We start from the raw sequence: 11,307 nt of genomic DNA on the forward strand, positions 1-11,307 counted from the left end.
ATGGTCAACCTGGCGCCGCTGAACGCCGCGCTGGCATGGAGCCAGACCACGGCCTTCGCAATCCGCGACATCAACGGCGAGAACTACCGCACCTTCCGCAACTGGCTGCGCTGGAACCAGGCGAAGTCGCTCGACGAGTTCATCGCCATCCAGCGCGAGGAGTCGGCCATTCCGTGGGTCAACACCGTGGCCGTGGGCCGCGGCGCGCCCAAGGCCTGGTATGCCGACATCGGCGCGGTCCCCAATGTGTCGCCCGCCCAGGTGGCGAGCTGCACGACGCTGCTGGGTGCGGCGATCGGCGCTTCGCTGCCGCGCGTGCCGGTCTTCGATGGCTCCAGGAGTGCCTGCGACTGGCAGACCGATGCCGATTCCGCCCAGAAGGGCGCGCTCGGCGCCTCCCGCATGCCGAGCCTGCTGCGCGAGGACTACGTCGAGAATTCGAACGACAGCTACTGRCTCGCGAACCCGAAGGCGCCGATGACCGGCTACCCGGACATCATGGGTCCGGCCGGCACGGAGGCCGTGAGCTTCCGCACGCGCCTGGGCAACCTGTTGGCGCAGGGTCGGATCGACGGCACCGACAACTACGCCGGCAAGGCGGCCACCGCCGACACCGTCAAGCAGATGGTGCTTAACAGCCGTGTGTTGACGGCCGAGCTGTTCAAGGACCAGGCGCTGGCCATGGTGTGCGCGGCGCCGACCATCAACGTGGCAACCGACCCGCAAGGCGGCGCCGCCATCGGGCGCGATGTGGACACCGGCCCCGCCTGCGCGGCGCTCCAGGCCTGGAACAACACCGGCGTGACCGGTGCGCGCGGCGCCCACGTCTGGGACGAGTTCTGGAGCCGCGCCGCACTGCAGCCATCGGCCACGCTCTACAACGTGCCCTTCAGCGCGAGCGACCCGATCCACACGCCGCGCGACCTGAAGCCCGGTGCGCAAGCCGCGCTGCAGCAGGCCTTCGGCGCGGCCATCGCACGCGTGGAAGCCAGCGGCTTCGCGTTCGGTGCGCAGCGCGGCGACTACCTGTTCGCCACGCGCGGCGGCCAGAAGATTCCGCTCTACGGCGGCTGCCACGGCCCGGGCTACTTCACCATCGCGTGCTCGGAGAACCGGCTCGACAAGGGCGGCTACACGATGGACGGCAACCCGAACGGCAACAGCTACATGCAGGTCGTGCGCTTCCCCGAAGGCGGCGTGGAGGCGCATACCTTCCTCACGTTCTCGCTGACGGACGACCCGGCCTCGGCCCACAACGCCGACTACACGCGCGCCTACAGCGCGGGGCAGTGGCAGAGGGTGCCGTTCTCCGAAGCCGAGATCAAGGCCGACGCGGCCTACCGCAGCGCGGTGCTGAGCGAATAGGCCCTGCGCGCGGCGCGCCGRCAGCACCGCACTAAAATCCCGACCCCGCATCAGGCGCCCCGGCCTGTTGCGGGGTTTGTCGTTTCCGGGGCCATGTAGAGGACCACCATGTACAAAAACCTCGCGGGCCGCGCCGTTCTGGCGTGGGCAGCCGCTTGTTTTCTATCCCCCGCGTTTTCGCAGCCGCAGTCTTCCAAGGAGCCGCTGAAGATCGGCTTCGTCTACGTCACGCCGGTCACCGATGCCGGCTGGGTGCGCCAGCACGAAGAGGGCCGCAAGGCCGTCGATGCGGCGCTCGGCGGCAAGGTCAGCACCACCTTCGTCGAGAACGTGCCCGAAGGCGCCGACGCCGAGCGCGTGATCCGCGATCTCGCGCAGCAGGGCCACCGGCTGATCTTCACGCCCAGCTTCGGCTACATGGAGCCGACGCTCAAGGTGGCGCGCGATTTTCCCGGCGTGAAGTTCGAGTCGATCACCGGCTACAAGACCGCGCCCAACGTTGCCACCGCCAATGCGCGCTACTACGAAGGCCGCTACCTCGCGGGCATTGCGGCTGGCCGCATGACCAAGACGAACGTGGCCGGCTACGTGGCGGGCTTTCCGATTCCGGAGGTGCTGCAGGGCATCAACGCCTTCACGCTCGGCATGCGCTCGGTGAACCCGCATGCCAAGGTGGCCGTGGTGTGGCTCAACGAATGGTTCGATCCGCCGAAGGAGCGCGACGCGGCCATGGCGCTGTTCAACCAGAACGCCGACGTCATCGCCTTCCACACCGGCTCCACGGCGGTCATGGCCGCGGCGCAGGAGCGCGGCAAGCTGGCCGTGGCCTACCACTCCGACATGCGCAAGATCGCGCCCGACGCGCAGATCGTCGCCGTCACGCACCAGTGGGGCGGCTACTACACCGAGCGTGCGCGCGCGGTGCTCGACGGCAGCTGGAAGAGCGGCAACGTGTGGGGCGGCGTGAAGGAAGGAATGATCCGCGTCGGCGACTTCGGCAGCAAGGTGCCCAAGGCGGTGCAGCAGGAAGTGCTGGCGCGGCAGAAGGACATCGCGGAAGGCAGGCTGCAGCCCTTCCGCGCGTTGGCGGCCGATGTGCGCGACAACGAGGGCCACGTCGTCATCGCCAGGGGTGCGCAGCTGAACGACGAGCAGATCCTGAAGATGAACTGGCTGGTGGAAGGCGTGCAGGGGCGCGTGACGCGCTGACCGGCCGGGCGCCCGCCGAGTGGCTTTGCCGTATAGCACTCATACGCACATGGAAATTGCAGCGGCCCGGGCCTGGATTACCCTCGGCAGCCACGATGAAAAAAGCCTACCGCGCCTCCCTCCTGCGATTCGACGATGCCGGCCTGCCCGTTTTCGATGAAGACGGCCTGCTGGTCGTCGCGCCCGACAGCGCCGGCCGCCAGCGCGTGCTCGATGCCGGCAGCCATGCCGCCGTGTCGCCGCGCCACCCCGATGCCGAGCTGACGCACCTGCCGGGCCGCATCCTCGCGCCGGGCTTCGTGGACATGCACATCCACTTTCCGCAGACCGACATCATCGGTTCGCCCTCGCCGGGGCTCTTGCCCTGGCTCGAGAACTACACCTTCCCGGCGGAAGCCAGGTTTGCCGACCCTGCGCATTCGAACGAGGTGGCCGACGTGTTCTTCGGCGAACTGCTGCGCAACGGCGTCACCACCGCGCTGGCCTTTGCGACTTCGCACGTGGCCTCGGTCGATGCGTTCTTCGAGGGCGCCCAGCGCCGCGGCCTGCGCATGATCAGCGGCAAGGTGCTGCAGGACCGGCATTCGCCCGACGGCGTGCGCGACGAAACCGAGCAGAGCCTCATCGAAACCGAGGCGCTGATCCGCAAGTGGCACAACACCGGCCGGCTGGGCTACGCCATCACCCCGCGCTTCGCGCCCGCGAGCACCGACGCCCAGATGCGCGGCGCGGGCGAGTTGGCCGCGAAGTACCCCGACACCTGGATCCAGTCGCACGTGGCCGAGAACCGCGACGAGGTGGCGTGGGTGCGCGAGCTCTATCCCCAGGCGCGCTCCTACCTCGACGTGTACGCCGGCTTCGGGCTGATGCGCGAGCGTGCCGTGTACGCGCACTGCATCTACCTGGACGACACCGACCGCGCGCTGCTGCGCGACACCAAGACGGCCGCGGCCGTGAGCCCGACCAGCAACCTGTTTTTGGGCAGCGGCTTCTTCGACTTTGGCGCGGCCGACCGCGTGGGCTACCCCTACGGCCTGGCCAGCGACGTGGGCGGCGGCACCAGCTTCAGCCCCTTCCACACGATGCTGGCCGCCTACTACGTGGGCCGCGAGGRCCAGACCAAGGCCGGCCTGAGCATCGCGCCTTCCGAGCTCTGGTGGCGCCACACCGGCGGCGCGGCGCGCGCGCTGGGGCTGGATGGCGTGGTCGGCAACCTGCAGCCCGGCTGCGAGGCCGACTTCCTCGTGCTCAACCCCCAGGCCACGCCGCTGCTGGCCCGCAAGGCCGCGCGCGCGAACAGCCTCGAGGAGCTGCTGTTCGCGATGATCGTGCTGGGCGACGACCGGCTGGTCGAGCGCACGGTGATCTCGCAGGCGGGTTAGCCGCAGCCGGGAGGGGCGGGGCATGGCGCATGCCACAATTCGCGCCATTCCTCCCCGCAGCAGCATCAGCGACCGCATATGAGCATCAAGAGCGACAAATGGATCCGGCGCATGGCCGAGCAGAACGGCATGATCGAGCCCTTCGAGCCCGGCCAGGTGCGCGAGGCCGCCGGCCACAAGATCATCAGCTATGGCACTTCGAGCTACGGCTACGACATCCGGTGCGCGCCTGAATTCAAGGTTTTCACCAACATCCACAGCACCGTGGTCGACCCGAAGAACTTCGACGAGAAGAGCTTCGTCGACATGCACGGCGACTACTGCATCATCCCGCCCAACAGCTTCGCGCTGGCGCGTACGGTCGAGTACTTCCGCATCCCGCGCAACGTGCTCACCATCTGCCTGGGCAAGAGCACCTATGCGCGCTGCGGCATCATCGTCAACGTGACGCCCTTCGAGCCCGAATGGGAAGGCTACGTGACGCTCGAATTCAGCAACACCACGCCGCTGCCCGCCAAGATCTATGCGGGCGAGGGCTGCGCGCAGGTGCTGTTCTTCGAGAGCGACGAAGTCTGCGAAACCAGCTACAAGGACCGCGGCGGCAAATACCAGGGACAGCGCGGCGTCACGCTGCCCAAGACCTGATCCGCGCATTCTGACCGCCGGTTACGCAGCCGGCGGCCGGGCCAAGTACCATCCAGAGGCGATCCGGCAAAACCCTGCAAGGCCGGCAAGGAGACTGCGATGAGATGGGAAGGCAACGAACAATCCGAGAACGTGGAAGACCGCCGCGGTGAAGACGGCGGCGGTGGCGGCGGCTTCATCGGCGGGCGCAGCATCGGCATCGGCACCATTGCCGTGGCGCTGATCGCAGGCTGGATCTTCGGCATCAATCCGCTGACCGTGCTCAGCCTGCTGAGCGGCGGCGGTGGCGAACAGGTGCAGGTGCAGCAACAGCAAGGCCCTGCGCCCAAGCCGCCCTCGAACGACCGCGAAGCGGCCTTCGTCTCGACCGTGCTGCGCAACACCGAGGTGGTGTGGAGCGGCATCTTCCGGCAGAACGGCGGCAGCTACCAGCCGCCGCGGCTCGTGCTGTTCCGCGGCGCCACGCCCACGGCATGCGGGACCGGCCAGGCGGCCATGGGGCCGTTCTACTGCCCCGGCGACAAGAAGGTCTACATCGACCTCGCCTTCTACGACACGCTCAAGAACCAGCTCGGCGCGCCCGGTGAATTCGCGCAGGCCTACGTCATCGCGCACGAGGTCGGCCACCACGTGCAGGACGAGCTCGGCGTGACCGCCAAGGTCGACGGCATGCGCGGGCGCCTGAGCCAGTCGCAGAACAACGCGCTGAGCGTTCGCGTCGAGTTGCAGGCCGACTGCTTTGCCGGCATCTGGGCGCACCATTCGCAGGAGTCGAAGAAGTGGCTCGACCCGGGCGACATCGAAGCCGCGATGAACGCCGCGCAGAAGATCGGCGACGACGCGCTGCAGCGTTCCGCGGGCCGCGCCGTGGTGCCCGACAGCTTCACCCACGGATCGAGCGCGCAGCGCCAGCGCTGGTTCGGCGCGGGCTACCAAAGCGGCGATGTCAAGTCCTGCGACACCTTCAATGCACGCAATCTTTGAGCATTGATGCCGGAAAGGCCGTGCAGGCACTGAGTTTGTTGCTATGAAATAAGTAGCAATACAGCCGGCGCGGAGTTTGTCGCGCCGCTGTCACTGCCATTTTTTGCGGCAGTGCGACAATAGAGGGCTTAATGACAAGCTCCTTCTCCAATCTATCGCTGGCGGAACCGCTGGCGCGCGCCGTAGCCGAAATGGGCTACGAGACCATGACTCCCATCCAGGAACAGGCCATTCCGGTCGTGCTTTCGGGGCAGGACGTGATGGGGGCCGCGCAGACCGGCACCGGCAAGACCGCGGCGTTCTCGCTGCCGCTGCTGCAGCGCATGCTCAAGCACGAGAACGCCTCCACCTCGCCCGCGCGGCATCCGGTGCGTGCGCTGGTGCTGTTGCCCACGCGCGAACTGGCCGACCAGGTGGCCCAGCAGGTCAAGCTGTACGCCAAGTACACCAACCTGCGCAGCACGGTGGTATTCGGCGGCATCGACATGAAGCCTCAGACGCTCGAGCTCAAGAAGGGCGTCGAAGTGCTGGTGGCCACGCCGGGCCGGCTGCTCGATCACATCGAGGCCAAGAACGCGGTGCTCAACCAGGTGGAGTACGTGGTGCTCGACGAGGCCGACCGCATGCTGGACATCGGCTTCCTGCCCGACCTGCAGCGCATCCTGAGCTACCTGCCCAAGCAGCGCACCACGCTCTTGTTTTCGGCCACCTTCTCGCCCGAGATCAAGCGGCTTGCTGGCAGCTACCTGCAGAACCCGGTCACCATCGAGGTGGCGCGGCCGAACGAAACGGCCTCCACCGTCGAGCAGCACTTCTACAGCGTGACCGACGACGACAAGCGCCGCGCGCTCAAGCAGATCGTGAAGCAGCGCGGCATCACGCAGGCCTTCGTGTTCGTCAACAGCAAGCTCGGCTGTGCGCGCCTGGCGCGTTCGCTCGAGCGCGACGGCCTTCGCACCACCGCGCTGCACGGCGACAAGAGCCAGGATGAACGCCTGAAGGCGCTCGCCTCGTTCAAGGCCGGCGAGGTCGACCTGCTGGTGTGCACCGACGTCGCGGCCCGCGGCCTCGACATCAAGGACGTGCCTGCGGTCTTCAACTTCGACATTCCGTTCAACGCCGAAGACTACGTGCACCGCATCGGCCGCACGGGCCGCGCCGGCGCCTCGGGCCTGGCCGTGAGCTTTGCGAGCGGCGGCAACGACGCGCGCCTGGTGGCCGACATCGAGAAGCTGATCAAGAAGAAGATCGAGCTCGAACCGGTCGAGTTCGAGGAAGACCGCCCGCGCGGCCGCATCAACGACGGACGCCGCCACTGGCGCGAAGAAGGCGAAGCCGGCGATGCGCGCGACGTGCTCGACCAGCCGCGCGAGCGCCGCGAGACCGAAGCCCGGCGCGGCGGCGGACGCCCGCACCGCGCACCTTCCGCGCCGCGCGATCCGTTCTTCGACAAGCCCTACGAACCGGGCCAGGCCGACGCCACGCCGGCCTGGGAAGCCGCCGCCAAGGCAGCACCTTCACGCGGCATCTCGAGCAACATCAAGACCAAGCGCAAGGTCGCGGCCCTCTTCAAGAGCGCCGAAACCAGCTGAGGCCCCGCCCGGGGCTCACCTCCATCCGCGGTGCCAGCCGTAGCGCGGGTGGTACCAGCCATAGCCGTAGCGCGGATGGTAGTTCCAGACGAAACCCACGCCCGGCGACACATAGGTCGGGGCCACGTAGGCGACGCCCGGTGGCGCCGTGTAGACAGGTTGCGCCGGCGCGACCACGCAGCCGGTCAGGGTGGCCGCCAGCGCGGCGGCCGAGAGGGCGAGAACAGGCAGTCTCATGGCGATGCTCCTGGGACGAGTTGTGATGGGTATTCCCAGAAAACGCCCCGCGCGAACGGCGGATGACCTCCTTTACCCCCGCGAAATAATGTGACCGGCCGGTTGCAAGCCGGCCGTCGCACCGCGCCTCAGATCACGTGGAAATGGTGCGTGCCGTCGCGCGCCAGCTGCGCGACCAAGCCGTATTCCCAGTCCAGGTAGGCCTGCATGGCCTCCGCCGGTGCATCGGTGCCTTCGTAGGGCCTGCGGTAGCGGTCGGTGCGCGGCGTCGCAAGCCGCGTCTCGCCGGTTTCCGCCTCCAGGCCTGCCGCAAACCATGCCGCGTTGCCGCCGGCCAGCACCAGAACTTCCACGTCGCGCTGGCCGCGCGCATCGAGCAGCAGGCGCAGGTCGGCCGCGGCGTAACGTGCGAGCAGGCTGCTGCCGCAGGTCAGCACATAGCGTTGCGATGCGGGAATGGCCGCGTCGATCGCACCCGCGAGCTGCGCGCGGATGGCGTACCAGGCACCCGGGATGTGGCGCTTCACGTAATTGGCGCTGGTGGTCACGTCGATCACCGCGGTGCCGATCTGCTGCTTCAGCAAGGCCGCCAGCTCCGCGGGCGAGATCTCCGCCACGGCGGCCGCGGCGGGCGGGTAGGCGGGCGGCGGCGCAGCCGTCTCGGTGAAGGCCGAGGCGGGCGGCACCGTGTCGGGCACGTAGACCTCCCACCCCATCTGCGCGAGCCAGGACGCGCTCATCGACGCCCGCACGCCGTCGTCGTCGGCCAGCACGATGCGTGCGCCGCGCACCGGCACCTGGTGATCGGTTTCCTGCACCAGCTGCCCGACACCGCGGCCGGCGCCTTCCGGTCCGCGCCGTGGTCGAGCACCTGCCCCGCGAGCTTCCAGCCGATGGTGCCGTTGCGCAGCGCCGCCACCGGGTTCGGAATGCCCGCGTTCACCAGCGACTGCGTGCCGATGATGCTGCGCGTGCGGCCCGCGCAATTGACGATCACCTGCGTGGTCGGATCGGGTGCCAGCTCGCGCACGCGCAGCACCAGCTCCGCGCCGGGCACGCTGGTGGCCGATGGAATGCTCATGGTGCGGTATTCGTCGAAGCGGCGCGCGTCGAGCACCACCACATTGGCCTTGCCGTCGACCAGCGCCTTCACCTCGGGCGCCGAGAGCGAGGGCGTGTGCCGCTCGTGCTCGACCAGTTCGCCGAAGGACTTGCTCGGCACGTTCACGTCGCGGAACAGCTCGCCGCCGGCCGCGCGCCAGCCTTCGAGGCCGCCTTCGAGCCGGTGCAGGTTCACATAGCCCAGCGCGGCCAGCGTGCGCGCGGCGAGCGGCGCCAGGTCGGTGCCGTTGTGCGTGCCGTACAGCACGATGAAGGTGTCGCGCCGAGGAATGCGCCGCCAGGCCTCGATCTCGATGCGCGAGAGCGGCAGGTTGGCGGCCCACAGCGGATGCTCCTGCGCGAAGGGGTCTTCCTCGCGCACGTCGAGCAGCGCGGTTTCCTCGCGCGCGAGCAGGCGCGCGCGCACGGCGGCGGAGGGCAGCAGGGGGAAGGCGGTGGTCGTCATGCGGATGTCGTGGTCGATCTGAGTTCGGCGCTGCGGTCCCACAGGTTGGGAAGCAGCGTGTTGGAGTAGCCCGAGACAAAGGGCTTGCGTGCGCCCTCAGCCGGGTAAGTATGCCGCTGCACGGCCCCGATGTTGGCGCCGTACACGTGGATGCTGATCGACACGCGGTCTGCATGCGCGTTGTGCACGCGATGCAGGTCGCCCACGGTGGGCGACACGGCCTCCACGTCGCCGGCATCAAGCCGTACCGTCTCGCCTTGCGGTCGCGCCAGGCCATCGGGGCCGACTGCATACGCCTGGCTGTATTCGGCGCCGCGCAGCATGCCGATCAGGCCCCACACCGTGTGGTCGTGCACCGGCGTCGCCTGTCCCGGTCCCCAGACAAAGCTCACGACCGAAAAGCGTTCGGTGCTGTCGGCATGCAGCAGGAACTGCTGGTAGCGCGCCGGATCGGGTTGGGCAAAGGCATCGGGCAGCCAGTCGTCCTGCGCCACCAGCCGGCGGAGCAGCGCGCCGCCTTCGGAAAGAATGCGCGGCTCGCCGGGGCTGCTGTCGAGCAGGCGGCCGAAGGTGACGACGAATTCGYGCAGCGGTGCGATGGCGTCAAACGCGCGGCTCACGCGGGACGTTTCCAGAGCTGCGCATCGGTGATGGCGCGCACGTCCACGCGCAGCGGCAGGATGCCGTCGCGCGCCGAGCGGTCGGCCACTGTCTGCAGTGCGGCAATGTCGGCTTCGGACACCGGCCGGCCCGTGACCGAGRCGCGCGCCGTGATGATGCGGGCCGATTCGATCGGCAGCCGCGTGAGCTGGCTGTAGGCCTGCGCATAGGCCTCGGGATTGGCCAGCGCCCATTCGCCCGCGCGTGCCAGCCGGTCCAGAAACTGCACGATGGCGGCGCGCTTGGCGGGATCGGCCAGCGAGGGCTCGCTCGCGGTGATGAAGCCCAGCGCCGTGTTGATGCCGCGCCCGTCGCGCAGGATGCGCCCGCCCTGCTGCAACGCGATCGTGTAGTAGGGGTCGAAGACGGCCCAGGCGTCGATCTGCTTCGACGCGAAGGCCGCGGCCGCATCGGTCGGCAGCACGAACTTCACCGTGACCTCGTCGCGCCGCACGCCGGCTTCCTCGAGCGCGCCGTAGAGCTGGTATTGCGAGATGCTGCCGCGCGCGGACGACACGATCACCGTCTTGCCGCGCAGGTCGGCCACCTTGCGCAGTGGCGAATCGGGCTGCACCACGATGCCCAGCGCATCGGCCTTGCCGACGCGCGTGGCGACGATCTTCAGCGGCGTCCGGCCGACCGCTGCCGCCAGCACCGGCAGGTCGCCGGCCACCGCGGTGTCGACGGCCGCGCTGCGCTGCGCCTCGAACAGCGGCGCCGCGCCCTGGAAGTTGGCCCAGCGGTAGGCGAAGGGCGCACCGTCGAGGGCCTTCGAGGCTTCGAACAGCGCGCGCAGGCCGCCGGCCTGGTCGCCGAGCACCAGCGTGGCTTGCGGCTGGGCCCATGCGCGCAGCGGCGCGGCGGCTGCGAGCGAGAGCGCCGCGCCCTGCTTGAGCCAGCTGCGGCGCGAGGCTTTCGAGAACAGCAAATCGGTCATGCGGCGGCTCCGGAGGACAGCAGCGCGCGCTTGCCCGCCGCGACCAGGATCGCGTCGTTCTGCGGCGTGTGGATGCGGCTGCACAGCACGTCGCGGTAGTGCCGCTCCAGCGGGTTCTGCCGCGCGAGGCCGTGGTTGCCGCTGAGTTGCAGCGCGAGTTCGACCGCGCGGATGGCGTTGCCCGTCACCGTGTACTTGAGCAGGCCGCTGTCGGTGGCCGATTGCGCGCGGCCTTCGTCGACGGCATGGGTGGCATCGTCGAGCAGTACGCGGTTGGTGCGAAGCAGTGCTTCGATCTCTCCCACATGCTCCTGCACGCGCGCAAGGCTCGCGAGCGGCGCGCCCAGGCTGCCGGGCGCACGATGGTTCAGGAAGTCCGCGAGCCAGCCGTGCGCGGCCTGCGCCACCGCGTCGTAGAGGCTGCCGAGCAGCACCGTCATCCAGGCCTGCTGCGCGGCGTGGGCGTCGATGTCGGTCTGGCTGCCGGCATCGGGCGCCCAGTCGGCCGGGGCGCGCAGGTCGACCGCGTGGTCGAGTTCGATCGCCACGTTCTCGAACACCACCTCGTGGCTGCCCGAAGCGCGCAGGCCCAGGTGGTCCCAGCTTGCGATCACGCGCACGCCGGGCGCATTGCGCGGCACCAGGAACACGCCGGTGCGCGGCGCGGCCTCGTCGGTGCGGGCCCACACGGCAAGCCACGACAGGCCTTCGATGCCCGTGGTGTAGAGC

The 11,307-nt window shown here is 69.0% G+C and carries 10 protein-coding genes and 1 pseudogene; 6 read left to right on the top strand and 5 right to left on the bottom strand.

All coding sequences use genetic code 11. The features are described from left to right. The 6 genes from AC1DOC_RS10005 to AC1DOC_RS10030 all read left to right on the top strand — a co-directional run. The coding region (locus AC1DOC_RS10005; RefSeq protein ID WP_478129744.1) for a penicillin acylase family protein at positions 1 to 1,365 on the top strand (1,365 nt) is incomplete at its 5' end. A gap of 108 nt (positions 1,366 to 1,473) precedes the next feature. Further along, positions 1,474 to 2,574: a BMP family ABC transporter substrate-binding protein gene (locus tag AC1DOC_RS10010; protein WP_412511553.1), complete on the top strand. Its 1,101-nt coding sequence runs from the start codon at positions 1,474 to 1,476 to the stop codon at positions 2,572 to 2,574. A 95-nt stretch (positions 2,575 to 2,669) separates the two neighbouring features. Further along, complete coding sequence (guaD, locus tag AC1DOC_RS10015) at positions 2,670 to 3,956, top strand: guanine deaminase (RefSeq protein WP_478129745.1); 1,287 nt, start codon at positions 2,670 to 2,672, stop codon at positions 3,954 to 3,956. A 78-nt stretch (positions 3,957 to 4,034) separates the two neighbouring features. Beyond that, positions 4,035 to 4,601, top strand: coding sequence for a dCTP deaminase (dcd, locus tag AC1DOC_RS10020; RefSeq protein WP_015866656.1), 567 nt, complete (start codon positions 4,035 to 4,037; stop codon positions 4,599 to 4,601). A 99-nt stretch (positions 4,602 to 4,700) separates the two neighbouring features. Further along, entirely contained in the window at positions 4,701 to 5,585 is an 885-nt protein-coding gene (ypfJ, locus tag AC1DOC_RS10025; protein WP_412511551.1) for a KPN_02809 family neutral zinc metallopeptidase, read from the top strand. A gap of 131 nt (positions 5,586 to 5,716) precedes the next feature. Next, positions 5,717 to 7,177, top strand: coding sequence for a DEAD/DEAH box helicase (locus AC1DOC_RS10030; protein ID WP_015866654.1), 1,461 nt, complete (start codon positions 5,717 to 5,719; stop codon positions 7,175 to 7,177). Positions 7,178 to 7,192: 15 nt separating this feature from the next. Here the strand turns inward: AC1DOC_RS10030 and AC1DOC_RS10035 are convergent, their stop codons facing one another. The 5 genes and pseudogenes from AC1DOC_RS10035 to AC1DOC_RS10055 form a co-directional block, all read right to left on the bottom strand. Then, complete coding sequence (locus AC1DOC_RS10035; RefSeq protein WP_018905386.1) at positions 7,193 to 7,414, bottom strand: hypothetical protein; 222 nt, start codon at positions 7,412 to 7,414, stop codon at positions 7,193 to 7,195. Positions 7,415 to 7,542: 128 nt separating this feature from the next. Next, positions 7,543 to 8,981 (bottom strand): annotated as a pseudogene (locus AC1DOC_RS10040) (rhodanese-like domain-containing protein). After that, complete coding sequence (locus AC1DOC_RS10045; protein ID WP_478129746.1) at positions 8,978 to 9,601, bottom strand: cysteine dioxygenase family protein; 624 nt, start codon at positions 9,599 to 9,601, stop codon at positions 8,978 to 8,980. The pseudogene AC1DOC_RS10040 and the gene AC1DOC_RS10045 overlap by 4 nt, the downstream one beginning before the upstream one ends. Then, the gene (locus AC1DOC_RS10050; protein WP_478129747.1) at positions 9,598 to 10,578 is read right to left on the bottom strand and encodes an ABC transporter substrate-binding protein; all 981 of its coding nucleotides are present in this window, start codon (positions 10,576 to 10,578) and stop codon (positions 9,598 to 9,600) included. Before AC1DOC_RS10050 ends, AC1DOC_RS10045 begins: the two co-directional genes overlap by 4 nt. Next, positions 10,575 to 11,307 (bottom strand): acyl-CoA dehydrogenase family protein (locus tag AC1DOC_RS10055; protein WP_478129748.1); only part of this gene is annotated, 733 nt, incomplete at its 5' end. The genes AC1DOC_RS10050 and AC1DOC_RS10055, both read right to left, overlap by 4 nt.

Source organism: Variovorax sp. 01T439_2 (genome assembly GCF_056398445.1).

What these genes read in the sequence shown, in the direction of transcription:
- AC1DOC_RS10010 (WP_412511553.1), top strand. Translation starts at nt 1,474, where the DNA reads ATGTACAAAAACCTCGCGGGCCGCGCCGTTCTGGCGTGGGCAGCCGCT.
- dcd (WP_015866656.1), top strand. Translation starts at nt 4,035, where the DNA reads ATGAGCATCAAGAGCGACAAATGGATCCGGCGCATGGCCGAGCAGAAC.
- ypfJ (WP_412511551.1), top strand. Translation starts at nt 4,701, where the DNA reads ATGAGATGGGAAGGCAACGAACAATCCGAGAACGTGGAAGACCGCCGC.
- AC1DOC_RS10030 (WP_015866654.1), top strand. Translation starts at nt 5,717, where the DNA reads ATGACAAGCTCCTTCTCCAATCTATCGCTGGCGGAACCGCTGGCGCGC.
- AC1DOC_RS10035 (WP_018905386.1), bottom strand. Translation starts at nt 7,414, where the DNA reads ATGAGACTGCCTGTTCTCGCCCTCTCGGCCGCCGCGCTGGCGGCCACC.